The 26,088-nt window shown below is 55.6% G+C and carries 31 protein-coding genes, 1 tRNA gene and 1 other RNA gene; 15 read left to right on the forward strand and 18 right to left on the reverse strand.

Translation table 11 applies throughout. The annotated features are described in order from the left end of the window. Positions 1-4: 4 nt before the first annotated feature. Both Q0955_RS04620 and Q0955_RS04625 read right to left on the reverse strand, forming a co-directional pair. Positions 5-628, reverse strand: coding sequence for a MarC family protein (locus Q0955_RS04620; RefSeq protein WP_299420498.1), 624 nt, complete (start codon positions 626-628; stop codon positions 5-7). 40 nt (positions 629-668) lie between these two features. Beyond that, positions 669-2,525 (reverse strand): ABC-F family ATP-binding cassette domain-containing protein, encoded by a 1,857-nt coding sequence (locus Q0955_RS04625; RefSeq protein WP_299420501.1) that lies wholly within the window; start codon positions 2,523-2,525, stop codon positions 669-671. Positions 2,526-2,657: 132 nt separating this feature from the next. Between Q0955_RS04625 and ndk the strand changes: the two genes are divergently transcribed. Then, positions 2,658-3,080 (forward strand): nucleoside-diphosphate kinase, encoded by a 423-nt coding sequence (gene ndk, locus Q0955_RS04630; protein ID WP_299420504.1) that lies wholly within the window; start codon positions 2,658-2,660, stop codon positions 3,078-3,080. A gap of 128 nt (positions 3,081-3,208) precedes the next feature. Here ndk and Q0955_RS04635 read toward each other — a convergent pair whose 3' ends face one another. Further along, positions 3,209-3,544, reverse strand: a complete 336-nt coding sequence (locus Q0955_RS04635) for a TfoX/Sxy family DNA transformation protein (RefSeq protein WP_299420506.1) — start codon at positions 3,542-3,544, stop codon at positions 3,209-3,211. Positions 3,545-4,144: 600 nt separating this feature from the next. Here Q0955_RS04635 and Q0955_RS04640 point away from each other — a divergent pair. Beyond that, positions 4,145-4,420: a hypothetical protein gene (locus tag Q0955_RS04640; RefSeq protein WP_299420508.1), complete on the forward strand. Its 276-nt coding sequence runs from the start codon at positions 4,145-4,147 to the stop codon at positions 4,418-4,420. Between the two features lie 10 nt (positions 4,421-4,430). After that, positions 4,431-4,904, forward strand: a complete 474-nt coding sequence (locus tag Q0955_RS04645) for a phage holin family protein (RefSeq protein ID WP_299420510.1) — start codon at positions 4,431-4,433, stop codon at positions 4,902-4,904. 23 nt (positions 4,905-4,927) lie between these two features. Here Q0955_RS04645 and rnd read toward each other — a convergent pair whose 3' ends face one another. The 4 genes from rnd to Q0955_RS04665 all read right to left on the reverse strand — a co-directional run bounded on the left by rnd (position 4,928) and on the right by Q0955_RS04665 (position 8,878). Next, on the reverse strand, positions 4,928-6,085 hold the full coding sequence (rnd, locus tag Q0955_RS04650; protein WP_299420512.1) for a ribonuclease D: 1,158 nt from the start codon (positions 6,083-6,085) through the stop codon (positions 4,928-4,930). An 85-nt stretch (positions 6,086-6,170) separates the two neighbouring features. Further along, positions 6,171-6,764 (reverse strand): phosphoribosylglycinamide formyltransferase, encoded by a 594-nt coding sequence (purN, locus tag Q0955_RS04655; protein WP_299420513.1) that lies wholly within the window; start codon positions 6,762-6,764, stop codon positions 6,171-6,173. After that, a complete protein-coding gene (gene purM, locus Q0955_RS04660; protein ID WP_299420516.1) occupies positions 6,761-7,810 on the reverse strand; it encodes a phosphoribosylformylglycinamidine cyclo-ligase in 1,050 nt (349 codons plus the stop codon). The genes purN and purM overlap by 4 nt, the downstream gene beginning before the upstream one ends. A gap of 108 nt (positions 7,811-7,918) precedes the next feature. Next, positions 7,919-8,878, reverse strand: coding sequence for an MBL fold metallo-hydrolase (locus Q0955_RS04665; RefSeq protein ID WP_299420519.1), 960 nt, complete (start codon positions 8,876-8,878; stop codon positions 7,919-7,921). Between the two features lie 130 nt (positions 8,879-9,008). Between Q0955_RS04665 and Q0955_RS04670 the strand changes: the two genes are divergently transcribed. Together Q0955_RS04670 and Q0955_RS04675 are read left to right on the forward strand one after the other, a co-directional pair. Continuing rightward, positions 9,009-9,941, forward strand: a complete 933-nt coding sequence (locus tag Q0955_RS04670) for a LysR family transcriptional regulator (protein WP_299420522.1) — start codon at positions 9,009-9,011, stop codon at positions 9,939-9,941. A 35-nt stretch (positions 9,942-9,976) separates the two neighbouring features. Further along, positions 9,977-10,053: transfer RNA gene (locus Q0955_RS04675), tRNA-Ile, on the forward strand. A 44-nt stretch (positions 10,054-10,097) separates the two neighbouring features. Here the strand turns inward: Q0955_RS04675 and Q0955_RS04680 are convergent. Beyond that, positions 10,098-10,604 carry a hypothetical protein gene (locus Q0955_RS04680; protein ID WP_299420525.1) on the reverse strand — a complete coding sequence of 169 codons (507 nt, stop codon included), beginning with the start codon at positions 10,602-10,604 and terminating at the stop codon, positions 10,098-10,100. Between the two features lie 146 nt (positions 10,605-10,750). On the opposite strand from Q0955_RS04680, the gene Q0955_RS04685 reads away from it, so the two are divergent. Continuing rightward, positions 10,751-11,161 carry a SufE family protein gene (locus tag Q0955_RS04685; protein ID WP_299420528.1) on the forward strand — a complete coding sequence of 137 codons (411 nt, stop codon included), beginning with the start codon at positions 10,751-10,753 and terminating at the stop codon, positions 11,159-11,161. Positions 11,162-11,196: 35 nt separating this feature from the next. Here the strand turns inward: Q0955_RS04685 and Q0955_RS04690 are convergent, their stop codons facing one another. From Q0955_RS04690 to Q0955_RS04735, 10 genes are all read right to left on the reverse strand, one after another. Beyond that, positions 11,197-11,427 (reverse strand): ribbon-helix-helix domain-containing protein, encoded by a 231-nt coding sequence (locus tag Q0955_RS04690; RefSeq protein ID WP_299420530.1) that lies wholly within the window; start codon positions 11,425-11,427, stop codon positions 11,197-11,199. After that, a complete protein-coding gene (locus Q0955_RS04695; protein WP_299420533.1) occupies positions 11,424-11,594 on the reverse strand; it encodes a DUF4169 family protein in 171 nt (56 codons plus the stop codon). Before Q0955_RS04695 ends, Q0955_RS04690 begins: the two co-directional genes overlap by 4 nt. Positions 11,595-11,641: 47 nt before the next feature. Beyond that, positions 11,642-11,779, reverse strand: coding sequence for a hypothetical protein (locus Q0955_RS04700; protein WP_299420536.1), 138 nt, complete (start codon positions 11,777-11,779; stop codon positions 11,642-11,644). 117 nt (positions 11,780-11,896) lie between these two features. Next, a complete protein-coding gene (gene fumC, locus Q0955_RS04705) occupies positions 11,897-13,291 on the reverse strand; it encodes a class II fumarate hydratase (RefSeq protein ID WP_299420539.1) in 1,395 nt (464 codons plus the stop codon). A 168-nt stretch (positions 13,292-13,459) separates the two neighbouring features. Continuing rightward, entirely contained in the window at positions 13,460-13,930 is a 471-nt protein-coding gene (locus tag Q0955_RS04710; protein WP_299420541.1) for a ClpXP protease specificity-enhancing factor SspB, read from the reverse strand. Between the two features lie 80 nt (positions 13,931-14,010). Next, the gene (chrA, locus tag Q0955_RS04715; protein ID WP_299420544.1) at positions 14,011-15,267 is read right to left on the reverse strand and encodes a chromate efflux transporter; all 1,257 of its coding nucleotides are present in this window, start codon (positions 15,265-15,267) and stop codon (positions 14,011-14,013) included. Positions 15,268-15,318: 51 nt separating this feature from the next. Next, positions 15,319-15,750 (reverse strand): nuclear transport factor 2 family protein, encoded by a 432-nt coding sequence (locus tag Q0955_RS04720; protein ID WP_299420547.1) that lies wholly within the window; start codon positions 15,748-15,750, stop codon positions 15,319-15,321. Positions 15,751-15,979: 229 nt separating this feature from the next. Next, positions 15,980-16,332, reverse strand: a transfer-messenger RNA (tmRNA) gene (gene ssrA, locus Q0955_RS04725). Positions 16,333-16,456: 124 nt separating this feature from the next. Then, positions 16,457-17,110, reverse strand: coding sequence for a TenA family protein (locus Q0955_RS04730; protein WP_299420550.1), 654 nt, complete (start codon positions 17,108-17,110; stop codon positions 16,457-16,459). An 84-nt stretch (positions 17,111-17,194) separates the two neighbouring features. Continuing rightward, positions 17,195-17,923, reverse strand: a complete 729-nt coding sequence (locus tag Q0955_RS04735; protein WP_299420552.1) for a FadR/GntR family transcriptional regulator — start codon at positions 17,921-17,923, stop codon at positions 17,195-17,197. An 89-nt stretch (positions 17,924-18,012) separates the two neighbouring features. On the opposite strand from Q0955_RS04735, the gene Q0955_RS04740 reads away from it, so the two are divergent. From Q0955_RS04740 to Q0955_RS04780, 9 genes are all read left to right on the forward strand, one after another. Continuing rightward, a complete protein-coding gene (locus Q0955_RS04740; protein ID WP_299420555.1) occupies positions 18,013-18,774 on the forward strand; it encodes a DUF2182 domain-containing protein in 762 nt (253 codons plus the stop codon). Between the two features lie 81 nt (positions 18,775-18,855). Continuing rightward, positions 18,856-19,491: a DUF1326 domain-containing protein gene (locus tag Q0955_RS04745; protein ID WP_294115232.1), complete on the forward strand. Its 636-nt coding sequence runs from the start codon at positions 18,856-18,858 to the stop codon at positions 19,489-19,491. 5 nt (positions 19,492-19,496) lie between these two features. Next, the gene (locus Q0955_RS04750) at positions 19,497-20,018 is read left to right on the forward strand and encodes a DinB family protein (RefSeq protein ID WP_299420557.1); all 522 of its coding nucleotides are present in this window, start codon (positions 19,497-19,499) and stop codon (positions 20,016-20,018) included. Next, positions 20,009-21,112 carry a dimethylsulfoniopropionate demethylase gene (locus Q0955_RS04755; protein WP_299420560.1) on the forward strand — a complete coding sequence of 368 codons (1,104 nt, stop codon included), beginning with the start codon at positions 20,009-20,011 and terminating at the stop codon, positions 21,110-21,112. Before Q0955_RS04750 ends, Q0955_RS04755 begins: the two co-directional genes overlap by 10 nt. Before the next feature lie 89 nt (positions 21,113-21,201). After that, complete coding sequence (gene acuI / locus Q0955_RS04760; protein WP_299420563.1) at positions 21,202-22,194, forward strand: acryloyl-CoA reductase; 993 nt, start codon at positions 21,202-21,204, stop codon at positions 22,192-22,194. Positions 22,195-22,270: 76 nt separating this feature from the next. After that, the gene (locus tag Q0955_RS04765) at positions 22,271-22,687 is read left to right on the forward strand and encodes an HIT family protein (protein ID WP_299420566.1); all 417 of its coding nucleotides are present in this window, start codon (positions 22,271-22,273) and stop codon (positions 22,685-22,687) included. An 83-nt stretch (positions 22,688-22,770) separates the two neighbouring features. Next, positions 22,771-23,991: an aminotransferase class V-fold PLP-dependent enzyme gene (locus Q0955_RS04770; RefSeq protein ID WP_299420568.1), complete on the forward strand. Its 1,221-nt coding sequence runs from the start codon at positions 22,771-22,773 to the stop codon at positions 23,989-23,991. A gap of 451 nt (positions 23,992-24,442) precedes the next feature. Further along, positions 24,443-25,654: a cyclopropane-fatty-acyl-phospholipid synthase family protein gene (locus Q0955_RS04775; protein WP_299420571.1), complete on the forward strand. Its 1,212-nt coding sequence runs from the start codon at positions 24,443-24,445 to the stop codon at positions 25,652-25,654. Next, positions 25,651-26,085, forward strand: a complete 435-nt coding sequence (locus tag Q0955_RS04780) for a TrgA family protein (RefSeq protein WP_299420574.1) — start codon at positions 25,651-25,653, stop codon at positions 26,083-26,085. Before Q0955_RS04775 ends, Q0955_RS04780 begins: the two co-directional genes overlap by 4 nt. The last annotated feature ends 3 nt before the right edge of the window (positions 26,086-26,088 follow it).

Raw genomic sequence — 26,088 nt, forward strand, 5'->3', positions numbered from 1 at the left:
GTGTTCAGCCTGCGAACCCGAAGTCTTTGAGACCATCCAAAATGAACTGGACGGAAAGCGCGGCCAGCAACATCCCAAGGAGGCGTGTAATCACAGTAATTCCAGTGCGCCCAAGCAAACGCTCAAAGAAACCGGAGGTCAGGAACAGACAAAACACAATCGCCAACACCAAAAGGGCAACGCCGAGCACAGCCAGAGTGGCTTGCACTCCTGAGCCCTGACCGGCCAGCAAGATCACCGACGTGATGGCGCCGGGTCCCGCGAGCAGGGGGATGGACAGAGGGAAAATCGAGGGATCGGGATAATCTTCCTCAGCGCCCTCGGCCTGATCCTCACGGCGTTTGGTGCGCCGTTCAAACAGCATATCAAAGGCGGTCACAAACAGCAGAATACCACCGGCAATCCGGAAGGCTGGCATAGAGATGCCGATGCCGCCCAGAACGGCCTCGCCCAGAAAGCCAAACACGGCCAAGATCACAAAGGCGGTCACACAGGCGCGGATTGCGATCTTGCGCCGTTCGTTGGCCGGCACGCCCTGAGTGAGCGAGATGAAGATTGGGAACAGCCCAATTGGATCGATGATCACAAATAGCGTCACAAAAGCCGTGATGAAGGCGGCGCTGTCCATGATGTAAGCTCTCCAGTCGTTAGTAGGCCAAACGCTACGCTCAGCCCTCGGCTTTTTCCAGCTTTTCCAGCGCCTTCATCCAAAGATCTTCGGCGCGGTCTTGCGCATCACGGACTTCGGCGTATTTCTTTTGCCAGACTTCCATTTCGCCAAGTTTTTCGTCTTCGTAGAGCGTTGGGTCTGCGAGCTTCTTGGCCAATTTTTCAGCCATGTCGTTGATCTTCGCAACACGTTGCTCCGATTTTCTCACCTCAGAGCGCAAAGCAAGGACATCGTCGCGGCTGGCTTTTTTGACGGCAGGTTTTGGTTTGGACTTTGACTTGGATCCGGCAGGCTTGTCGGAGGTCAGCAAAAGCTTGCGGTAGGCCTGCAGGTCTTCTTCATAAGGCTTCACAGTGCCGTCTTTTACCAACCACAGACGGTCCGCAACCAACGTCAGCAAGTGCATGTCGTGACTGACTAGAATGACCGCACCGGTATACGCGGTGAGCGCCTCAACCAGAGCTTCGCGGCTCTCGATGTCCAAGTGGTTGGTCGGTTCATCGAGGATCAGAAGGTGTGGCGCGTCCAAAGTGGCCAGCAAAAGCGACAAACGTGCCTTTTGCCCACCTGACAGGCGGCCGACTTCGGTTTCAGCTTGGGCAGCGCCAAGGCCAAAGCCTGCGAGACGGGCACGCAGACGGGCCTGGCCTTCAGCGGGACGCTCGCGCATTAAATGTTGGATTGGCGTTTCGTCCACGTAGAGTTCATCCACCTGGTGCTGCGCAAAGAAGCCAATGCGCAGCTTGTTAGAGGTGGTGAATTTGCCACCCATCGGTGCCAGACGGCTGGACAGCAATTTGGCCAAAGTGGATTTACCCTGACCGTTTTTGCCCAACAGCGCGATGCGGTCGTCCTGATCGATGCGTAGGTTCAGGTTTTTCAGAACTACCGTGTCGTCGTAGCCGGTGGAGCCACCTTCGATGGCAATGATTGGCGGAGAGAGCTCTTCTGGCGTGGGGAAGGTGAAGACCACACGTGCTGCGTCTTCCGGCGCAGTAATGGGCGTCATTTTCTCCAGCATTTTTACGCGGCTTTGTGCCTGCTTTGCCTTGGAGGCTTTGGCCTTGAAGCGGTCAACAAAGGCTTGCAGGTGTTCGCGCTGCGCCTGTTGTTTCTTGGCCGCTGCCGCCTGCACCGCGCGTTGTTCTGCGCGTTGTTTGGCAAACTGATCGTAGGTGCCGGTGTAGTAGGCCAGCTTACGCTCGTCCAAATGCAGGATCGCGCCAACGGAGCGGTTAAGCAATTCCCGGTCGTGGGAGATAATCAGCACCGTGTGCGGGTATTTGACCAGATAATTCTCCAGCCACAACGCCCCCTCGAGATCGAGGTAGTTGGTGGGTTCGTCAAGCAGCAGGTAGTCGGGCTGCGAGAACAGCACCGCAGCAAGAGCCACGCGCATTCGCCAGCCGCCGGAATAAGCGGAGCAGGGTTGTTGTTGATCTTCGTGGTCAAAGCCCAAGCCTTTAAGGATCGAGGCAGCCCGCGCTTCGGCACTCCAGGCGTCGATATCACTTAGACGGGTTTGAATTTCAGCAATCCGACCTGAGTCGGTTGCTGTCTCGGCCTCTGCGAGCAATGAAGCGCGCTCTGTGTCGGCTGCCAAAACCGTGTTGATTAGCGAGACCTCGTTTGAGGGCACCTCCTGCGCGACACCACCAATGCGGGCACGGTTGGGCAGGGTGATGCTGCCCCCTTCAAGCGACAGCTCTCCGCGGATCAGGCGGAAAAGGGTGGTTTTACCAGCCCCGTTTCGGCCAATCAAACCCACTTTGTGGCCGGTGGGAATGGTGGCGGAAGCCTCTTCAAACAGAGGGCGGCCTTCAACGGAATAGGAGATGTCTGAAATCTTTAGCATGGGGCGGGTTTGGCGCACTATTGCAGCGGCGTCAATCACCGCTTTTCAACCGCGCCAACGCGTGGTATCGCAGCGCCAATTCGAATTTCGGCTGGACGTGGTGTCTGGCCCTCACTTTATGGAGATACAGACATGGCTCTGGAACGCACCTTCTCGATCATCAAACCTGATGCCACACGCCGCAACCTGACTGGCGCGATCAACGCCAAGTTTGAAGAAGCTGGCCTGCGCGTTGTTGCGCAAAAGCGCATCCACCTGACCAAAGCGCAAGCTGGCGTGTTCTACGCTGTGCACGCTGAGCGTCCATTCTACGACGAACTGTGCGAATTCATGGCGTCTGCGCCAATCGTTGCACAGGTTCTGGAAGGTGAAGGCGCAATCGCGAAAAACCGCGAAGTTATGGGCGCAACCAACCCAGCAGACGCAGCAGCCGGCACCATCCGCGCCGAGTTTGCAGAATCCGTTGGCGAAAACTCCGTACACGGTTCTGACGCTCCAGAAACCGCAGCGGTTGAAATCGCATACTTCTTCTCCGGTCTGGAACTGGTAGGATAAGCCAACCGGTTTTACCGAGAACGACATTTAAACGCGGGAGGGCAACCTCTCGCGTTTTTTTGTGGTTGGCAATGAGGGGCCAGCCCCTCACACTCCCCAAGATATTTTGAGAATGAGAAAGCTGTAGGTCAGGCTTTGCGTTTTTCGATCACGCCAATCATGTTCAATGCCGCCTCAAGATCAGAGCGGCCTTTGTCATGAGAGCTGGATTTGAGTGCATCAAAGCGTTTGCGCAGGGCGTCTTTCTCTTTGCCCTTGCAATCGTTCCAAGGACGGCCTTGCAAGCCCATCACAAGCACATAGTAGCCAATGAAATGGGGTTTTGTGCCGGTCTTTAACAGACGTGCGTACGTTTCATCGGCGCCCAGTGTGCGGACTTCTTCCGCGGTATGGATACCGGCGCGGGCGCAGGCCTCTTCATAGGCGGGGCCCAAGTTGCGAATGCTGGAAATTGGCTCTGACATGGCGGCACATTAGACCGCGCGGTCAAGCAGGGGCAAGCGGTGCCCTCAGCATTTTGTTGTGATCAGAGGTGCGGCTAGATCATGGCCCAATCGCTGAAGATTGGCGTGTTGCTTGGCGCCGGCTTTGATTGCTTTTCCGACTGACGTGGCTGGTCTTTTTTGGACTGTGACATGGTGTGCCTCCTATGATGTCATGCCAGCACACTTCCCTTTCCCAATTATGGATATGGCCGGCGGCTATAGGGATGTTTTTACGAATTACCGTGGGAAACTGATGCCGGAAATGAGGCCTTTTTGTGCGGATCGGTTAAGACTTGAAAAAAGCTTGCTTGGATTTCTGGGGCTTTCAACGGTTCCCACTTTGATCTCATGTGTCTGATTTCGCTTCAAAGTCAGATGCTTACGAAATGCCCATGATGAATGCTCCAAGATGACGACCAAGATCGCTCCAAGGTGAGGGTTGTTTTTATTGCACCTGCTTCGCGTTAGTGGCTTTGTTGTACGTATGTGATTTGAAATGATTTGATGACATTTTCAACCTGTGCTTCGCCAACCTCCATTGAGGTTTTGCAACGCGACGTTGAGAGATTGGACAGCAGGATGGCAACAAAAGCCGAATTGGAAGCGGAACTGGCGCGTCTACGAGCGGAGTTGGCGGCGCGAGACATTCGTGAAAAGTCACGTGCTGAAGAAGCCGCGCCGCCCACCGAAGAAGGTCTTCAAGAAGAGGGCATCCATAGGGTCGCGGCTCAAACGGATTGGGAGACGGATATCGGAGAAATCCTTTCAGACCTTGAGGAGCTTCCGCACAAACAGCCAATGATGTTTGCTTTAGGCGCATTTGCGGTGGGCTATTTGATTGGCCGGGCAAAATAGGAGCGGAATGATGAGCAACCGAATTTCGAGAAATATTTCTATTATTCTGCGTTCAGAACGCTTGATCGCCCATCGGCACCTCGCGGTGTTGCGCCGTCAAACCGGATTGATGGTGATGGCGCTGGTGGTAGCAGGTATTGGCTTGGTGATGCTGAATGTTGCCGGATTCTTTGCATTGGAAGAGGTCATGACGCCAGCAGCAGCGGCGTTGATTGTTGGCATAGTCAACTTTGCCCTTGCGGGGCTGTGTGTGTCTTTGGCGTCGTCCAAATCAGGCGTTGAAGAGGACATAGCCGCGGTGAGCGAAGTGCGCGACATGGCAATTGAAGATTTGGAAGCTGAGGTGCGTCAGGCTGCAGACGAAGCCAAAGCCGCCGTGGACGCCGTTAAAAAGATGGCCGCCAACCCATTGGGAGGGATCGCGCCAAGCGTGGCCGCCGGGATTGCCAAAGCCGTCGTCAAATCGATGAAGTCGAAGGAGTAACGCGGTGGTCCAGAGTGCCGCGGTTACAGCGAAACGATTTTGATGTTGTTGCCTTTGGCAGCCAAAGCGACTTTGCCTTCGCAAAGACGTAGGGCGTCTTGACCAAATACCTCGTGTCGCCACCCGTGTAGGGCTTGGACGTCGCGGCCACCGGACGCAAGGGTGTCCAGATCTGCGGAAGAGGCGATCAATTTGGGTGCAACACTGGAGCTCTCGGTCTTGGCTTTCAACAGCACGCGTAGCAAGTCAGCGAGCGCTGGGTTGACTTGCTGTTTGTCATCCCGTTTGGGGAGACGAGGCATGTCATCCTGAGGGCACTCTTTGCCGGCCTTGATCGCAGCCAGAATGCCGTCGGCAATTTCGCCTTTGCGGGCTTCGCGCAGAAGCAAGCGGGACCGGCTAAGATCGTTCATATTGGCGGGTTTGGTGGAAGCCAGTTCAACCAATGCATCATCTTTGAACACGCGGTTGCGTGGGATGTTGCGGCTTTGCGCGTGAGATTCTCGGAACTTGGCCAGTTCGCGAACGATGGCGAGAAACTTCGGCGAGGTGGTGCGGGTTTTCACACGCTTCCACGCGTTCTCTGGATCTATGATATAGGTTTCGGGGCGGGTGAGCATTTGCAGCTCTTCTTCGACCCAATGCGCGCGTTTGGTTTCGGCCAGTTTCGCGGACAAGAACTCATAGATTTTGCGCAGATGTGTCACGTCACCAATGGCATAGGTTTTCTGCGCATCGGTCAGAGGACGGCGGGACCAGTCGGTAAAACGGGAACTTTTATCAAGGCTTTGCTTGGCAATCTTACGCACCAAGGTCTCATAGCCTGCTTGTTCACCAAAACCACAGACCATGGCAGCAACTTGCGTGTCAAAAAGCGGATCCGGAAAAACGCCAGCCTCGACAAAGAAGATCTCCAGATCCTGACGCGCGGCATGAAACACTTTCACAACATTGGTGTCGCGAAACAGCTCATACATCGGTTCCAGCGACAAGCCTTCGACCAGAGGATCCACCAAGACCGCGTTGTCATTGCCTTCACCTGGCATTGCCATCTGAACCAAACAAAGTTTGGAATAATAGGTACGCTCGCGTAGGAATTCCGTGTCGATGGTCACATAAGGCTCTTTGCGCGCCATTTCACAAAAGTGCGCGAGCTCTTCGGTCGTCGTGAGGGTTTTCATATGCAGCGTGTCTTCTTGGTGTGTTCTATAAGGCTGTGGATAACAGCACTACGCACAAACGTAGAGGAAAGCAATTGATCCACTCTTAAAGAGTGATGGGTGTGGTATTTCCTGCCGCAAATTGGCGCAGAACCGCCGGGTAGAGCTTGTGCTCTTGCACCAGGACGCGTGACGCAAGCGTGTCTGGCGTGTCGCTTGGTTCGACCGCTATGCGGGCCTGGCCAAGGATTGGGCCATCGTCCAAAGCTGGAGTGACAAGGTGCACGGTGCAGCCATGCTCGTAGTCACCGGCCTCAAGTGCGCGGGCATGGGTGTGCAGACCTTTATACTTAGGCAGAAGAGAAGGGTGGATGTTTAGCATCCGGCCTTCCCACGGTGCCACAAAGCCTTCGGTCAGCACGCGCATGAAACCAGCAAGACAGAGAATATCGGGTTGAACCTGATCCAGTTCGGCCTGCAAAGCCGCCTCAAACGCCGGGCGGTCACCTTTGAATGGGCGGTGATCTACGGCGACGGCCTTCACGCCCATCGCTTCAGCTTTGGCCAATCCGCCTGCATCGGCGCTGTTGGCCAGCACCAAAACAGGTTCCGCTGCATGACCTGGCTCAGCCATGTCTTCGAGGAGGCGGACCATGTTGGAGCCGCCGCCAGAAATGAAGATCGCGACGCGTTTTTTCACAGGAGGGAGCCTGTGTAGGACACGCCTTCACCGACTTGAACAGTGCCAAGGGTGTATACTGTCTCACCTTGCTCCTTCAGCAGAGCAGTCAGCGCCTCAGCTTTGTCGGCTTCAACAGACAGGATCATGCCAACACCGCAGTTGAAGGTTTTGAGCAGTTCGGCCTCTTCCATGCCCCCGGTTTTGGCCAGCCATTGAAAGACCGGTGGCAAGTCCCAAGCGTTGAGGTCGATGTTGCCTGCCAGACCTTCAGGCAGAACGCGTGGCAGGTTCTCGGTCAGGCCTCCGCCAGTGATGTGGGCCAGCGCATGTACACCATCCGCGCGCACTGCCGCGAGACACTGTTTTACATAAAGGCGGGTTGGGGCCAAAAGGGCCGCGCCGAGAGTTTGGCTCTCGTCCCATGGGCAGGCGTCGTCCCACTTGAGGCCAGAAACCTCTACCAGTTTGCGCACAAGGCTGTAGCCGTTGGAGTGTACGCCGTTGGAGGCAAGACCCAAAAGCACGTCACCTTCTTTAACGCCAGCAGGCAGGTCCGCACCGCGTTCCATGGCGCCGACGGAGAAGCCAGCCAGGTCAAAGTCACCTGCTTCATACATGCCAGGCATTTCTGCGGTTTCACCGCCGATCAGTGCGCAGCCGGATTGAACACAGCCCTCCGCGATGCCTTCGATAATGCGGGCGGCGGTTTCTGTTTCCAGTTTGCCGGTCGCAAAGTAGTCGAGAAAAAACAGGGGTTCCGCACCCTGGCAAACCAGATCGTTCACGCACATGGCAACAAGATCGATGCCCACGCCGTCTACATTACCGGTGTCAATTGCGATGCGCAGCTTGGTGCCCACGCCATCGGTCGCGCCAACGAGGATTGGATCTGTGTAGCCTGCGTCTTTCAGATCAAACAATGCGCCAAAGCCACCAAGGCCTGCCATCACGCCGGAGCGTTTTGTACGTTTGGCGGCGGGTTTGATGCGCTCTACCAAGGCGTTGCCTGCGTCAATGTCCACGCCTGCATCTGCGTAGGTGATGCCGTTTTTGCCGTCGCTCATGGGGTATGTCCTTACAATCCGATGCTTGGCGTGGTCCTTACTGCATTGGCTCGGCGATTGGAACAGGGGAATGCACCGCCTGCGTCAACAGGCGGTGCATCTGTGTCCTTAGGCGCCGTATTGCCATGGAGCGGGCTGGTACACGTAGCTGTCGCCCGATTTGCGCACTTTGCCGAGGCCTGGGAAGTCGAGGTGCGCGCCAGTGACAAGCAGATTGTCGGCAACCGCCCGATCAAACATGCCTAGGCGGGTTTCAACCGTTTGCTTGGCGTCGGTGTCAAAGGCAATGGTTAGGTTAGGGTTGTCGAACTGTAGCGCTGTCATGTGCACCAAATCCCCCCAAAACAGGAGCTGTTCACCGCCAGATTGCAGCAGGTATCCGGCATGACCTGGGGTGTGACCGGGCAGGGGCAAACTTGTGAGGCCTGGCAGAACCTCCTGTTCACCGTTGTGCATGATCAAACGATCCGCGTAAGGCGCGACTGTGTTGCGGGCAATCTGGAAGAAGCCACGGGAGCTTTCTGGCACACTCGCCATGATCGCGTCGTCATGCCAGAACCCGTATTCGGTTTGCCCTACGGCAATCTGCGCATTTGCAAAAACAGCGACTCCATTGGCATCAATCAAGCCGCCGGAATGATCCGGGTGAATATGGGTGAGCGCAATCATATCAATGGAGTCAGCTGGTACATTGATAGCAGCGAGCGCTTTGGTCAAATCACCAAGCGTCTCTCCCAAAAAGGACGAGGTGCCCGCATCGATCAGAATGCGCTGACCGTTGAGTTCCACCAGGAAGGCATTGACGGGAATGCGCACACCACCGGGGTATAGTTTTTGTTGGGCTTTCTCCAAAGCGGGTAAAATTGTGGCTTCATCAAAGCCAGGGATCATTTGCGGTGCCGCATCAAGGTAGCCATCCAGAAGTGCGGTCACCATCGCGTCCCCCACCGAAAAACGGTACGTGCCTTGAAATGTTCTGGTGCTGGGGGATGACGCCAAAACGGACATCGGGGCTGCGGCCATGGCTGGGGTTGCGGCGGCGGTGAAAAGGAAGGTTCTGCGGTTCATCGACATAAGGGTCTCCAATATCCCTGAAGCAATTTTTATCCAGCGCATGCTGGTAAGCGGTACCTAGGCTTGATATTTATTGGATTGTACCAATGTGATGATGATATGGGGCATAAGGAGTGCTTATAGGATGGACCGACTAGGGTTGATGGAGACCTTTGTAAGCGCTCTCACCGAAGGGAGCCTCTCGGGCGCAGGGCAGCATCGCGGCATTTCGCAATCTGCCGTCAGTCAACAAATCAGACAGTTGGAAGCCCACATTGGTCAACAACTGTTGCACCGGTCGCCGCAAGGGGTTTCAGCCACGCGGGCAGGGGTCTTGTTGCAGGAACACGCTCAGAAACTCCTGGAGCGTTATGAGCTTATGCAAGCTGAACTTGAGGCCTTGGAAAGCGATGTTTCGGGTACCGTTCGAATTAACACGGGCAACTTCCTTGGGCGCATTGTGTTTGGGCCCGTGTTAATCGAGTTGGGCAAGGCGCATCCAGATCTTGATATTGTGTTGCGGATGGAAGACCGGCTGGTCGATGTGGTGCGCGAGGGATTTGACCTCGCCATTCGCGCCGGTCGTTTGGGCGAGACATCTGGATACGGGCGCAAGATTGCGTCTTTGGAAACCGTGTTTTTTGCAACGCCAAGTTACCTGGACAAGCAGGGGCGTCCGAAAACCCCAGACGAAATGAAGCGGTTGAAGTTTATTCAACACCATGAAGACAAAACCGCCGGCTTCTTTGAAGTGCAAAAAGAGGGTCTGACGTATCAGGCCCCTATTCGCGTTGGTTTTACAGCTGATGATCCAGAGATCATTCTTGGCGCGGTTCGGTCAGGCATGGGGTATACCCGGGCTGCGCGCATGCTGATCCAAAATGAACTGGATGACGGCACTTATGAAGTGGTGTTGCCTGACTATCAGGCACCGAGCAAAGACGTCTTTGCAATTTCGCCGACCAAAACAATTCCCGGATCAAAAATTGATTTGGTGATCAATGCTTTCGTCTCCAAATTGGTGGATCTGCGCCGGCAAGCTGAATTCAAAGTGGTGGAAGGCAAACTGACCGCTTGACGGCACTGGCGGCATTTCATAACCAAGCACTCGGCGGGCCTGTAGCTCAATTGGTTAGAGCAGAGCGCTCATAACGCTTTGGTTGCGGGTTCAAGTCCTGCCGGGCCTACCAAAACCGCCTTTTGTCTCACAAAATTTGATTGGGGATGCGCCCCCTCACCGGGCGCGACGGTCCAAGCTGTTGGTTAAGGCTTTTACGCGAATTGTCCGCACGCCCGCCATTTCCTGCTCGGTCAGCACCACGGCAGTCGTCACTTCGCGGGATTGGTCTGAGCCGCCAATGATGGGTTCAACCGGCGGACGCCCCATCAAATTCAACGTCAAGACACCACCGTTCAGGGCATTTTCGCTTGGCACAACGAGACGGATATCCGACGTCCCGTGCACAGAGGAAACGCCCACCGCCATGATCAAACGGCCTTCTGTCACTTTGTGAATGTCGACTGACGTGACCCTGTTGATCGGGAGCCCCCTGTATTCAGCGGTTTCCTGACTTTGAAAAAACGACCGCCCGTCCTCAGTCTTTTCCGGAATCAACGCATTGGTGTCCGTCTGCACCTGACTTGGCTGATCTTTGCCCCACCAGTTGGAGGGGTTCCATCGGGATTGACAGGCCGACAAAGCCAATGTCGATGTCAACAACAGTAAGACAGGGATGCGCATTGATAGGCCTCATTCTTTGTCCCATGGGTTAACCTATTCGTTTCGCCTTGAAAAGCACCAGATGATGTTGTCCTCCCGGGGGTGGACCTTTGTGATTGCGCGACATAAGTGAGAAACCGCAGTTCACGTAACAGGAGTGATCCACCATGGCAGCCCAGGCCTTTGAAGACATTGTTGAGGACTTTGAGTTCATCGAAGATTGGGAAGATCGGTATCGCTATGTGATTGAGCAGGGCAAAGACATGCCTGTGCTGGACGAGGCGCTTCGGGTCCCGGCGACCAAAGTGGACGGTTGCGCCAGTCAGGTCTGGCTCCACCCAACAATTGAAGGCGGCGTATTGACCTTCGACGGTGCAAGTGACGCGATGATTGTGAGTGGTTTGATTGCGGTTTTGCGCAAGCTTTACAATGGGCTGAGCCTCGCAGAGGTTGGGGCGGTTGATGCGCGGGCGGAACTCGAGCGTCTCGGGCTAAATGAGCACCTGTCGTCTCAGCGCTCAAACGGGTTGCGGGCAATGATTGAGCGGATTCGCTTGGTGGCATCCGAAGCGGCCTAACACGCCCTACCGGGCATTGCCTCCGGCGGGGATATTTAGGGGTCAAATGAAGATCGGGTGCGAAAATAGGCCAGGACATAAAGCCGAATGGCTGTGGCGAGCCCTGCTTCCAGATCACGATCAGCATCAATTTGAGCGGCTAATGCATTGATAGGGATGTTTTTTTCATCCGCGATATCGCGAAATGCCCGCCAAAAGTCATCCTCCAAGGACACGCTGGTGCGGTGACCACGCAAGGTCAATGATCGCTTGATAGGGCGGCTCATTTGCGCTCTTTTCCATCAAGATCCTGGCGCGCCTTATCCGCTTGCGAAGACTCTAACTTTTTCTGAGCTTTGGTGCGGCCAAACTTCACAGCGTTTTCATCTGCTTGCATTTGTTTGGTGGCGCGGGCTTTGGCTTTGCGGAACTTATTGAGATTCACAACGGTCATAGTGGGAGACTATCGTTATCCCAAGGACTTGCCCAGCATGAGTTACATCACTGCCCGGCGGAATCGAACTCACAGGTCGTGATCTCATCAATCACCATGGCAAACACAGGTGTTGTGGCTAGAGATACCCCACCCAAAATCAGGATGAGAATAAGGTGTAGGGGACGGATACTCTGTTTTTTCATGGGTTGTACCTAGGGCTGCCGTTATCAATTTTCAAACGGTTGGTCGTCATTTTTCCGTCGAAAAAAGAAAAAGGCGACCCATATTGAGCCGCCTTTTCAATCTGTTGAGGGCTGTGATTACGCCTTTGGACCAATCATCTGTTCCGGCCGCACCACAGCGTCGAAAGTTGCCTCGTCGACAAAGCCAAGCGCGATGGCTTCTTCTTTCAGCGTGGTGCCGTTTTTGTGCGCGGTCTTGGCAACCTTTGTGGCGTTGTCATAGCCAATGGTTGGGGCCAGCGCGGTGACCAGCATCAGGCTTTCTTTCATCAGCTTGTCGATGCGTGGCTCGTTGGCTTTGATGCCGTTGAGCATACGCTCGGTGAAGCTGTCGGCTACGTCGCCCAGAAGCTGCATGGATTGCAGCAGGTTGTAGGACATCATCGGGTTGTAGACGTTCAGCTCGAAGTGACCTTGAGAGCCGGCAAAGGTCATGGCAGCGTTGTTGCCCATGACGTGGGCGGCTACCTGAGTCATGGCTTCGGCCTGGGTTGGGTTTACCTTGCCTGGCATGATCGAGGAGCCAGGCTCGTTTTCCGGCAGGATCAACTCACCAAGACCGGAACGTGGCCCGGACCCTAAGAAGCGGATATCGTTGGCAATCTTGTACATCGCACCCGCCACAGTGGCCAAAGCGCCGGACATAAAGACCATGGCATCATGTGCTGCCAGTGCTTCGAATTTGTTTGGTGCCGTCACGAAGGGCAGGCCGGTGATGTCGGCCATATGTCCCGCCACAGCTTCGCCCCAACCGGGTTGTGTGTTCAGGCCGGTGCCTACGGCGGTGCCGCCTTGGGCCAGTTCATAAATGCCAGGTAGAGCGGCCTCTACACGGGCGATGCCTTGGCGGATCTGATGGGCATAGCCGCCAAATTCTTGGCCCAATGTCAGGGGCGTGGCGTCTTGGGTGTGGGTCCGGCCAATCTTGATGATGTCTTTGAACTCTTCGGACTTCGCTTCCAGGCCTTCTGCGAGCTTATTCAGGCCCGGTAGCAGAACATCACGTACGGTCATTGCAGCACCGATGTGCATCGCGGTTGGGAAGGTGTCGTTAGAGGACTGACCCATGTTGCAGTGATCGTTTGGATGCACAGGGTCTTTGGAGCCAATCACGCCGCCGAGAATTTCAATTGCGCGGTTAGCAATCACCTCGTTGGAATTCATGTTGGACTGTGTTCCAGACCCGGTCTGCCAGACCACCAGTGGGAAGTTGTCATCAAATTTACCGGCAACCACTTCGGACGCTGCTTGAATCACTGCGTCGGCGATTTTGGCGTCCATCTTACCGGTGGCTTTGTTCTGCATTGCACAAGCCTGCTTGATCACGCCAAGCGCACGAACAATCGCCACTGGCTGTTTTTCCCAACCAATTGGGAAGTTCATGATCGAACGCTGGGTCTGCGCACCCCAGTACTTGTCAGAAGGGACCTCTAGTGGGCCAAAGCTGTCGGTTTCAGTACGGGTATCTGCCATGACGACCTCCGGAATAAAATGTCAGGAGTGTCATAACGGAAGTGGGGCAAAGTGCAATACTGTATACCGTGGGATACCGCTAACAAGGCGCGGTAAATCCGCCATTGATACGGAGGTTTAACGTCCAGGAGCGTTTTGACCCAATTGAGGCCCGTATGGCTGAGGGGATCACTTACGGAAGCTGTCCAGAGAAACCACTTCGGCGTCCTTACGTGGTTCTTCAACAATTTCTTCGAGATTGATTTCCTCAGGCAGCTCATCAAGAACGTCGTCTTCTTCTTCCTCGTCCTGGGTTTCAAACCTCAGGCCAAATTCCACTGAGGGATCCACGAAGGTTTTGATGGAATTGTAAGGAATATAAAGCGGCTCCGGCGCGTCTCCAAAATTGAGCGTGACAGCAAATCCTTCGTCGGTGACGGTCAGATTGTCGTACCAGTGCTGCATGACCACTGTCATTTCACCAGGATAGCGATCTGCGAGCCACTCGGCGATTTCCACATCTGGATGCTGAGTATCAAAAGTGATGAAGAAGTGATGCTCACCGGGCAGACCGGTTGCTTGAACATCGGTCAAAACCGTCTGAATCAGGCTACGCATCGCGCGATGCATAAGATTTCCGTAGTCGATGGTCCCGGACATGTCAGTGCTCCGATAGTCTGTTGTTTTTACAATAGACCATTGCGCGGGAAACGAAAGATGATCCAGTGCAAAAAGTTGGCCTAAAGCAGACCAAATGTCATCGAGGCGATGGCTGAGAGCGCTAGCACCCCAAGAAGTGGCAAGCGCAGTTTCAACATAGCAAAGATTGCCGCGGCGGTCAGTGCACCTGCGATTGGATCAAAGCTGGTCAGGACGGGCAGGGTGCCGAAAGGGCTTTGTGTGGTTTGGGCAAACAGAAGGTTGAGTGTGAACCAAAGGCTCAGATTGGCGATGACGCCCAATACAGCTGCAGAAATCAGGGAGAGCGCTGAGCTTAGGCGTGGATTTGACAAGATCCGAGAAACGTGAGGTGCTCCAGCAAAAATCCAGAGGAAGCAAGGAATGAAGGTGCACCATAGTGCGAGTGAACCAGCGACGAGCGCCAAGCTGGCACCGCCTTGCAGTTGGCCAGCCAGAGAGGCGACAAACTGGGTGACAAGGATCAAGGGACCGGGTGTGGTTTCCGCCAAGCCAAGCGCGTCCATCATTTGGTCAGTGGTGAGCCAGCCGAAGTCCTGCACCACCGCTTGCACCATATAAGCCAGCACGGCGTAAGCGCCGCCGAAGGTGACCACGGCCAGTTGTGAAAAGAACAGCGCAATGTCTTTCAGGAACCCACCTGCGGAGACAGCAAAGACCACGGGCACAAGCCAGAGACCCCCCCAAACAGCGACGGCGGTCACCGTTTGTCTCCATGGGTTTTGGACGCGGTTGCTACTTGCGTCTATGTCTGAAGTTTCGGTTTGTCGGGACAGTACAAATCCCAATGCCGCAGACAGGACAATGACGACAGGAAAAGGTAAGATCGCTGAATACAATGCGGCAAAACTTGCCATTGAGACTACCGCATTTATCCTATTTGTCAGCACCTTGCGCGACAAACCTAATAAGGCTTGCACGATGATTGCCACCACAGCAGCTTTCACGCCAAGAAAGGCAGATGCCACAAGTGGAAGGTCACCATAAGCGGCGTATCCTGCAACCAAAAAGAAGATCAACGCGGCGCCGGGCAGCACAAACAAGCTGCCAGCGATGACGCCACCTAACGTGCCGCGCAGCTTCCAGCCACAGAAGGTGGCGAGCTGCATGGCTTCGGGGCCAGGTAGAAGCATACAAAAAGAGAGGGCGCCGAGAAATTCTTTCTCTTTCAGCCATCCCGTGCGGTCGACCAACTCTTGGTGCATCAACCCAATTTGCGCTGCAGGTCCACCAAAAGACAGGAGGCCTATGCGTCCGAAGACGCGCAGCATGTCGGTGTATGAGGGCATTTGCGTCATGGCACTATGGCTAGCGCACAATACCCCGAATGCAAGGTGTTTTTGACGGACTTAAGCGACCTTTTGCCCCGTTAGACACATGGCCATAGTTTGCTCTGGCAGGAAGCCCATTTTTTCGAAAAAGGCAACCAAATCAAAGTTGTTATAGGCTTCAACCATGATCGCGCCTTCAAAGCGCACAAAGAGTTGACCAAAGCCGGTGATGCGATCGCCGCTGACCGGGTTTAGAATGCTCATGGTCCAGAGTGCTGCGGCCCAATCACCGTCCACCATGACCTTTTCGACGCAGACGATTGGATCCTCGACCAGCGCCAAATACATGCTCGCCATTTCGCGGAAATCATCCGGCCCCACATCAAAGCCAGGCAGAACACCTTCAGCTTTACTATCAGGACGGAACATCTCGTCGATGGCGTCCATATCGGCTTCTACCCAAACACGCCGGAACCAATCTTCGATTACTTGCTGTTTATCTACAGACATTTTGAGTGCCTTCCAGTTGTATCCCCAAAGCAGACGCTACGGTCCAAAGAGTAAGTGAAAGGTTAAAAAGAAAGGTCAAAACGTGGCGAAATTGCGATTTTTAACAAATAAAGCAATTGTGACCCCGAAGTATTAATGCCAAGTCTCAAATTAACCATTTTTCGTTGAAAAATTAACGCCTTCCACACCCAAGGCGCGACTCGGTTAATTTAAGAATTTTGGGTGGGAATGTGCAGGATTCTGTTGCCAGGTTCCTGCGGACCCCGCCTTAGGTCGCTAAACCTAAGGAGTTAGTTTCGGCGACATTTACAGCTTACGCTGCAACTGCCATTGCCGGAGCACGATTGTCATTTGCAATTGTACAAGTTTCGCCGATAACGGTGGCAGACAGCCGAAACAAAGCTAACTTCTTTAGACGTCCGTCGATCCTATTTCGTCCCCATGATCCTCAAATGAAGGATGTTTGGTGGAGACGCCGGGTACCGCCCCCGGGTCCGATCCGTTTATTACAAGCGCGTTTATGTCCATAGTCCCCGAAGGAACACCCAATAGATAAGCCTGTTGCAGGGGAGGTGCAAGCGGCGTTAATCAAATTTTGGCGCGTCGGTAACACATCTGTATCACGACTGTTTTGCGGAGGTGGGGTATGTAACGGCCCGGTTGAGGTTACCGGACCGTGCGTTGCGTCCTCAAAAGTTAAGCTGCGTTAGCTATGTTCGGCGTAAGACGCGTCCCAAAAATCCCGCTCCAGTTTTACGGCCCGCAGGAAGAGCGCCTCGACCTTATTCTGTGCCTCGGCGGTCAGAGTTGGCCACGCGGCGTCTAATTGGCTACGCAGGTACTCAACCACGCCTTCAAAGCCGTCCCCCGCATGCAGGGTGATCCATTCAGCAAAATAGAACGGCAGGTCGTCTTTGGGTGGGTTCACCGGGGTAGCCCAGCTCAGATAGACCCATTCCGCGACAACCAGTACCGCCAGCATCAATTCATAGCGACCGGAGGCGGCGGCTTCGGCCATAAGGGCGTTGAACCCTTCGGTTGGCGGAGCAGGCGGCGCATTTTGCTCTGCCTCACTCACCTCAAGCGCCTCAAAGGAGCGCAGGAAGTAGGTGTTTTCCGGGCCGGTGACCAAAGCGAGGAACTGTGCTGCTGGGACCGAGTCTGCTAATGTCGGCGCGTGTGCGATGGCGCTTGCGAGCAGGCGCACGAAGTTGCCGACAAACTGGTAGTCCTGCGCCAGATACCAGCGCATTTTGCTCAGCGGCAACGTGCCCTTTGCCAGTTCGGAACAAAACGGGTGCGTGGTCGCTGCTGTCCAGTCTTCACCCGCAAGGGTGCGCAGATAGTCGGTCGGGCGCATGAGTCTCTCCTGTTGCTCGGCTTTGCGGCCGTTTTAGGCGAAGAAAACTCAGATTAGGGAAAAGGTGCAAGGCGATAGTTTGGGTTACCGCCGAGCACGGGCCTCCATCGCTTCTTCACCAAGCGTGAGCGTGTAAGCAGTGAGTTCCGCAAGCGCTTCGTCAGCGTCGGCACTGTTTTGCATCTCCAAGGCGTCGGCTATGCGGGTGTGCAGGCCAATGATTACGTCGCGATTGCGTTGGGTGAAGGTGATCATGTTCATCAGCGGCTGCATGGCTTCAACTGCACCTGCCAATTGATAAGACAGCACCGGATTTCCGGCGCCATCCACCAAAGCGCGGTGAAAGGCCACGTCGCTGTCACAGAAGCGTTCGTCAGAGAGTCCCGGCTGGGCCTGACGGTGAATCTCCGCGCGCATGGTGGCAAGGTGATCCGGTGTGCGGCGTTTGGCCGACAATGGGGCGCAGGCGCGTTCCAGCGCAAAACGGGCTTCGCAGGCGGTTTCAAAATCCACCGCGTTCATCGACAGCAACAATGTGCTGGTGGTGATATGTTGAGCGTAGGCTTCGTCATAAGACAAGCGTCGAACAAAGGCCCCGCCGGTGGCCCCACGTTGGGTGCGGATCAGGTTTTGCGCCGCCAGACGTTTGAGCGCCTCGCGTACTGTGGATCGAGACACATCGAATTGATCCGCCAACTCGGATTCCGAGGGCAGGCGTTCGTCGACGTTCATGTCACCGGAAATGATCGCATCGCGGATGGCTTTGGCGATTTGCGCGGAGAGGTCGGCTTTGTTTTTGGGGTCTATTTTCAATTGTCTGACATTTAGTGTTTGCTGCGCGTTTAATTGTCTGACATTTTAGACAGCAAGTTGTGAGTCGTGGCAAGAGGAGGAGTGCCGGGATGATCGCGGATCGCATTCGTTCTATATCGGGTTTTCATTGGTTGGCGCTGTTTGGCGGCATTCTGGCTGCGTGGGCTATTCTGTTTCTGATGGCCATTCCGGCGGAGATGCGGGAACTCAATGCGATTTACGGCGCGGACTTCTGGGTTAGCCTTTGCACGATTACACCAGATGCCAGCGGCTTTGCCCGCGTTTTGCTGATGTGGATTGTGATGTCTGCGGCGATGATGGCACCGACGGCTTTGCCCGCCTTTGCCACCTATGATGATCTGGCGCGCCAAGCACCTGGCACAAAGTTTTCCGCGCTGGTGGGCGGCTATCTCGCGGTTTGGATCGGTTTTTCCATACTGGCCGCGGCGCTGCAGATGGTGTTGTTTCAAGCGGGACTGCTGGGCGCATTGGGCGATAGCCGGTCGGCGTTTTTCTCGGCCTTCTTGCTGATGGTGGCCGGGCTGTACCAGTTCTCCCCTATGAAAGAAGCCTGCCTGTCCAAGTGCCGCATGCCAATGACGTTTTTTATGCAACATTGGAACGAGGGGCCTTGGAAAAATGGGCTGCGCCTTGGACTGACCTGTTTGGGTTGTTGCTGGGCGTTGATGCTTTTGGCCTTTGTGGGCGGCGTGATGAACATCGCCTTCATGGGGCTGGCCACGCTAATCATGATTTTTGAGAAACTGCCCGACGTCGGGCGTTGGGTGACAAAGCCGCTGGGGCTCGTGCTGTTGTGTAGCGCGGCCTATGTGGCGGCGCATGCCCTGTGAGGAATACTTAAGGAGGAACACACCATGGCATCGGACAACATTACGGCGCCGGCCAAGATCGACAACCGCCATCCAGAGGCGATGAAATCCGGGTTGGGCACCATTCCGTGGACCATTAAGGGCGAGCTGATCCTGAACTGTAACTGTACAGTGTTCTGCCCCTGTGTGGTGAGCCTGGGTCTGCATCCGCCCACAGAGGGCCATTGTCAGACCTGGGGCGGTGTGCGGATTGACGAGGGTCAATACGGCGACGTGGATCTTTCGGGTTTGAACATCGGTCTGTTGATCGAGATCCCGGGCATGATGAGCCGCGGTAACTGGAAAGTGGCGCTGTTCATTGATGATCGCGCCAGCCCAGAGGCATACAACGCGCTGGTGGACATTTTCAGTGGCAAAGCCAAAGGCACCACTGGTCTGTTCCAGGTTCTGGTGGGCGAGATCATTGGCGTAGAGCGTCAGCCTGTGTCTTATGACACGTCCGAGGATGGCAAAACCCGTCACATCACCGTCGGCAAGAAGATCGAGGGTGTGGTCTATCCGGTTGAAGGCAAAAACAAGGATGAGGAGATTGTGATCTCCAATACCAAATACTGGATGGGGCCGGATATCACGGTGGCGACAGCCTCCAAGGGCCGCGTGCGTGCCTTTGGCCGGGTCTGGGACTTTGGCGGACGCTCTGCTGAAATCTGCCAGATCGACTGGCACGGACCTCGGTAAGGCCAATGTCGATGATCACGCCCGAATACTGCCAGATGATGGCCAAGTATAACGCCTGGCAGAACAGTCAGATGCGGGTGGCGTGTGAAACCCTGACCGAGGCAGAATTGCGGGCTGATCGTGGTGCGTTTTTTGACTCGGTCATGGCGACGATCAATCACATCCTCTGGGGCGATGCTCTGTGGATGAGCCGCTTGGACGGCAGGGATGGGCCGTCCAAGCCGGCGACTGAACATGCCGAACTGTGCCCGAATTTTGCGATCTGGGCGCAGGAGCGCACACGCATGGATCAGAGAATTTTACAGTGGGCAGACAGTGTTACCGCCGAAAGCTTAAGTGGTGATTTGAGCTGGCATGCGCAGATGCTGAACAAAGACATGCACAAGCCGATGGCGCTGTGTGTGGTGCATTTGTTCAACCACCAGACCCACCACCGCGGCCAAGTGCATGCCATGCTGACCGGCTTTGGTCGCAACACAGAAGACACGGATTTGGTTTTGATGCCTGAGGAGGTTTCATGGCTCTGATTTCCCCGTCACGGCGACTGCGCCGGACGCCATTTTCGGACGGTGTCGAAGCGGCCGGTGTGAAAGCTTACACGGTCTACAACCGCATGTTGCTGCCGACGGTGTTTCGTTCTGTGGAAGAGGATTATCGCCACCTCAAAACCGCTGTGCAGGTTTGGGATGTCGCAGTCGAGCGCCAAGTGGAAGTGCGCGGGCCGGATGCAAGCAAGCTGATGCAGATGCTGACGCCGCGGGATCTGCGCGGCATGTTGCCGGGGCAGTGCTATTACGTGCCCATCGTGGATGAGACCGGCGGCATGTTGAACGATCCGGTGGCGGTGAAACTGGCCGAGGACCGGTGGTGGATTTCGATTGCCGACAGCGATTTGCTGTTGTGGGTCAAAGGCATCGCTTATGGCTATCGACTGGATGTGCTGGTGGATGAACCAGACGTCAGCCCGCTGGCCGTGCAGGGTCCTAAGGCGGACGATCTGATGGCGCGGGTGTTTGGCGAGAAAGTGCGCGACGTGCGGTTCTTCCGCTTTGGCTGGTTTGAGTTTCAGGGGCGTAGTCTTGTGGTGGCACGGTCTGGCTATTCCAAACAGGGTGGATTTGAAATCTACGTAGAGGGCGGCGACATCGGTATGCCGCTTTGGAATGCCCTTATGGAGGCGGGCAAGGATCTGGATGTACATGCCGGCTGTCCAAACCTGATTGAACGTATCGAAGGCGGACTGCTCAGCTACGGCAACGATATGACCGATGACAACACGCCACACGAATGTGGCCTTGGGCGGTTTTGTAACACCAATACCGCGATTGGCTGTGTGGGCAGGGATGCTCTGTTGCGCGTGGCGCAGGAAGGCCCGGTGCGACAAATCCGGCCCATTGAAATTCATGGCGCTGCGGTGCCGCCCTGTGATCAGCTTTGGCCGATCATGGATGGCGACGACCACGTGGGCAATGTGAGCAGCGCCGCTTGGTCGCCTGATTTCACCACAAATGTGGCGATCGGCATGGTGCGGATGACCCATTGGAAGTCAGGCACCGAGGTGGATGTGGTGACACCGGATGGGGTGCGGCCTGCGACGGTTTTTGAGGCCTTCTGGCAATAGCGGATGAGGCCGGAGGCGGAGGCCTTCGGCGAGGATATTTTTGGGACTGTGAATGCTGGGCGGCGGTCTGGCGCGAGAGGAGAAATGAGATGTTCAAAGCACTGGTGATGGACCAAAACGACGAAGGTCTGGCAAGCGCGTCGATCAAAGATCTGACGCTGGACGACCTACCCAATGCAGAGGTCACGGTGGCGGTGGAGTATTCCACGGTGAACTACAAAGACGGGCTGTGCCTGTCGGCCAAGGGCGGCGGGCTGGTGCGCAAGTATCCGCATGTGCCGGGCATTGATTTTGCCGGCACCGTCGAGGCGTCCGACGATGATCGCTACAAGCCGGGCGACAAAGTGGTGCTAACCGGTTGGCGCGTAGGCGAGGCGCATTGGGGCGGCTATGGTCAAAAGGCGCGGGTGAAGGCCGATTGGCTGGTGCCGCTGCCAGAGGGGCTGACACCGCAACAAGCCATGGCGGTGGGTACTGCAGGTTTCACGTCGATGCTGTCGGTGATGGCGTTGGAAGATCATGGATTGAAGCCCGGCAATGGTCCGGTTCTGGTGACTGGTGCCGCCGGGGGCGTGGGCTCTGTGGCAGTCGCGATCCTGGCAAACCTTGGCTATGAGGTCGCCGGTGTGACGGGACGTCCGGAGAGTGGCGACTACATCAAATCGCTCGGCGCGACGCAGATCGTGGCGCGGGAAGATCTCAATGAGACCGTGAAGCGGCCTCTGGAGAGCGAGACTTGGTCCGGATGTGTGGATGCCGTGGGTGGCGCGATGTTGGCGCGGGTGCTGGGTCAGATGAAGTATGGGGCGTCCGTGGCTGCCGTCGGTCTGGCCGGTGGGGCGGCGCTTCCTGCCACCGTGATTCCGTTCCTGCTGCGCGGTGTGAACCTCTTGGGCATCGACTCCGTGATGCAGCCGTATGACAATCGCCTGCGCGCCTGGGAGCGGATTGCCAAAGACCTGCCGATGGACAAGCTGGAAGCGATGGTTAAACCAGCAACCCTGTCCGATCTGCCGCAATTGGGCGCAGATATTCTGCAAGGTCAGATACAGGGCCGCGTTGTGGTTGACGTGAACGCCTAACAGCGCGAAAACACAGTGAAACAGGCGGGTGAGGCAACTTGCCCGCCTTTTGCATGTTTGAAGGAGGTGGCGCGCCATGAGCTATGACAACGACAATATATTTGCAAAAATCCTGAGGGGTGAAATCCCGAGCGAGAAGCTTTATGAGGATGACGACACCTATGTGTTTATGGACATTATGCCACGTGCAGACGGGCATTGTCTGATCATTCCAAAGACGCCGTGCCGCAACATGCTGGACGCCACACCGGAGCAGCTGACCGCTTGCTTGAAGACTGTCCAGACGATGGGCCATGCGGTGATGCAGGCCTTTGATGCGGAAGGTGTGACTGTGCAGCAGTTTAATGAGGCGGCGGGTGGCCAGGAGGTGTTTCACCTGCATTACCACGTTTTGCCGCGCCACGACGGTGTGAAGCTGCGCCCGCCGGGCACGATGGCGGATTTCGCCGTGCTCAAAGTGCAGGCAGACAAAATCCGCGCGGCGCTGGCATAAACACCGCGTTTTGTACCTGTTTCCCGGCTTGACCCTGCCGGGAAACGGCGGTTTGGTGCATGTCAATTCAGGGGAGGTATCCGATGCTTGATGTAGATTTTGTGCGCAGCCAGTTTCCGGCGTTTTCAGAACAATCGCTTGAGAGACAAGCGTTTTTTGAGAATGCGGGTGGCAGCTATACCTCGGCACAGGTGATTGACCGGCTGACGCGGTTTTACCGCGAGCGCAAGGTGCAGCCCTATGCGCCTTACCGAGCATCCGAGCTTGGCGGGGCCGAGATGGACGAAGCGCGTGCCCGTTTGGCGGCGCTCATGGGCGTGGAGACGGATGAGGTCTCATTCGGGCCGTCAACCACACAGAATACCTATGTTCTGGCACAGGCCTTTCGTCAGTGGATGGACCCGGGGGATGCGATCATTGTTACCAATCAGGATCATGAGGCCAACTCTGGCCCGTGGCGGCGGTTGGCTGAGGACGGCATTGAGATCCGCGAATGGAAGATTGATCCGGAAACCGGGCATCTTGATCCTGAAAAGCTGATGGAACTGCTCGATGACCGGGTGCGCCTGGTGTGTTTCCCGCATTGTTCCAACGTCGTTGGCGAGATCAATCCGGTGGCCAAGATCACCGCGCTGGCTCATGCGGCCGGGGCGTTTGTTTGCGTCGATGGCGTGAGCTATGCCCCGCATGGGCTGCCGGATGTTGGCGGTATGGGGGCGGATATCTATCTGTTCTCGGCCTATAAGACCTATGGCCCGCATCAGGGCATCATGGTGATCCGGCGCAATATCGGGACCATGCTGCCCAATCAGGGGCACTATTTCAACGGCGACAGCCTGTATAAGCGGTTCACGCCGGCAGGACCGGACCATGCGCAGGTCGCGGCCAGCGCGGGCATGGTGGACTACATCGAGGCTTTGGCGGCGCATCACGGGATTATGGGTGAAACGCCTGTGGCCACCGGCGCAGCGGTGCATGACCTGATGCGGGATCATGAAGAAAAGCTGTTGCAGCCGTTGTTGGACTACGCTGCTTCCAAGAACTCGGTGCGGCTGATTGGGCCGACAGACGCGGCCAAACGGGCGCCGACGGTGGCCTTGGTGGCCAATGCGCCAGGTGAGGCGCTGGCTGCACAACTGGCCAGCCACGGTGTGATGGCTGGCGGAGGCGATTTCTACGCCAATCGCGCGCTGGAGGGCATGAATGTTGATACCGTTCACGGTGTTTTGAGGGTGAGTTTTGTGCATTACACCAGCCAGCAGGAAGTACAGAAATTGATTTCGGCGCTCGACGCGGTGCTGTAACTCTGGGCTCAGGCCCGTCGTAAGTGTTTGAAAGATTTCACCAGGCGGGGCTTTGAGTCAAACGACATCAAGCACTCCGCATCTCACGGAGTGTTTGCGGCATAGCTTGCGGCTGGCCATTCTTGCGGCAAATCCGGAAAACGACTTGTGGCTTCTTCTTGCTGGGGTGAGGTGCCATCCCCATATTTATAAGCCTCGGAGCCATGGCAAATCGTGTTTGTCGCCGGCGCTGAGAGCCTTGTCGCGGGACTGCGTGGCGCGGGGGATGCGTCCGATCCTGCGGCAGGGTGCACCTATCTACCGCCGGATCAACTGCTCTGTAATCTTGCTGCCTGTTGATCAAGGCTGACCACCTCTCGCCACAATGCGGCTCTCCCACTACAATTAAAACTTGCCGTAAGGCGCTGATGTCGCCTAGCATTTGGAGCACACAAGGAAGAGGGGGGGCTATATGTACCTGACATCGACCAAGGGTGAAGAAAACTTGCCGCGCTACTTTGCTGCGGTGTTTGAGACCGCGCTACAAATCAAACATGGTCGCATAGATTTTGTCTTGCAGGACGGGCGCAAGTTTCATGCGCTGGGGCCGGAGCCTGGGCCGGAATGCGAAATGCATGTACACAACGATGACACTTTTGCGCGATTGATGCGCGAGGGCGAATTGGGATTTTGCGAAGCCTATTTGGAAGGCTGGTGGAGCACCCCGGATTTACAGGCGTTTTGTGATTTTCTGCGCCATGACAATGATGCCCTGTATGACGCGTTTCCCGGTATGTTTTTTGTCCGCGCATTTGAGAGATTGCGGCACTGGATGAACACCAACACAAAGATGCAGGCCAAGAAAAACATTAGCTATCACTATGACTTGGGCAACGAGTTTTATGGCCTTTGGTTGGATGAGACGATGACCTATTCCTCGGCCATATTTGAAACTGGCCGGGAAAGCATGGAAGACGCCCAAACGGCAAAATACGCCAGTATGGTGGATCAGATGGAGGTGAAACCGGGCGATCATGTGCTAGAGATCGGCTGCGGATGGGGCGGCTTTGCAGAATACGCCGCCAAGGAACGCGGGCTGAGAGTTACCGGGCTGACCATTTCCGAAGAGCAGTTGAAGTTCGCAAGAGAGCGTATTGAAAGGGCAGGAATTTCCAATCTCGTCACCTTCAAGCTACAGGATTACCGAGATGAAACCGCCACCTACGATGGGATCGCCAGCATTGAAATGTTCGAAGCGGTTGGAGAAAAATACTGGCCGGTGTATTTTGATGCCGTACGTGACCGGCTCAAACCAGGTGCGAAGGCGACGCTGCAAGTTATCACCTTGACTGAAGAACGGTTTCAAAGCTACCGAAAAGGTGTTGATTTTATACAGAAATACATTTTTCCAGGCGGCATGTTGCCCAGCCCATCCGCCCTGCGTGAAGAGGTCACAAAAGCGGGTTTGGTTGTGGCGGGATCAATTGAGTTTGGCCAGAGTTACAGTCAAACTTTGCGTCGGTGGCATGGCACGTTTAACGCCCATTGGGACCGGATCTCGCGTATGGGCTTTGATGAGCGCTTCCGCCGCATGTGGAATTTTTATCTGACCTCTTGCGCTGCGGCGTTTCGCAGTGGAAGCTGTAACGTGACGCAAATCACGATTTCTAAGCCCAGTACATGATCACATCTAATAAGTTAGTCGCTGCGCTCTGCCTTGCCGTTATCGGTGGGCTTGTGGCGGAGTTTGTGAAACCGCAGATGCCGGAAGGTTCGAACTTTGGCCATATGACTTTAATCAGCGCCGCGGTTGGTTTGCTAGTGGGCTGGCGCGTGATGGGGCGAAGGGCCGGGCGCAGTGGCTCTCTGGAACTGGGGATTGTCGGCGTCGCAGCCCTGGTGTTTTGGGCTTTGGTGTTGTTTGGCTTGATCGAGATGTTTCGGCTCGCGATGCGGCGGCGTTTGGACGAACCGGTAGAAGCGATGGAACGAGCGGTCACCGTTGCCATGGAGTATGGGTTGTACCTGCTGCATCCAAATATATTGATCACACTTGCGTTGGGCGCAATTGTGAGCGGCTTTTTTACAAATTTTGCGGCACGCCGCTGGGGATAAACC

Source organism: uncultured Shimia sp. (assembly GCF_947493595.1).
Classification (GTDB): Bacteria; Pseudomonadota; Alphaproteobacteria; order Rhodobacterales; family Rhodobacteraceae; genus Shimia.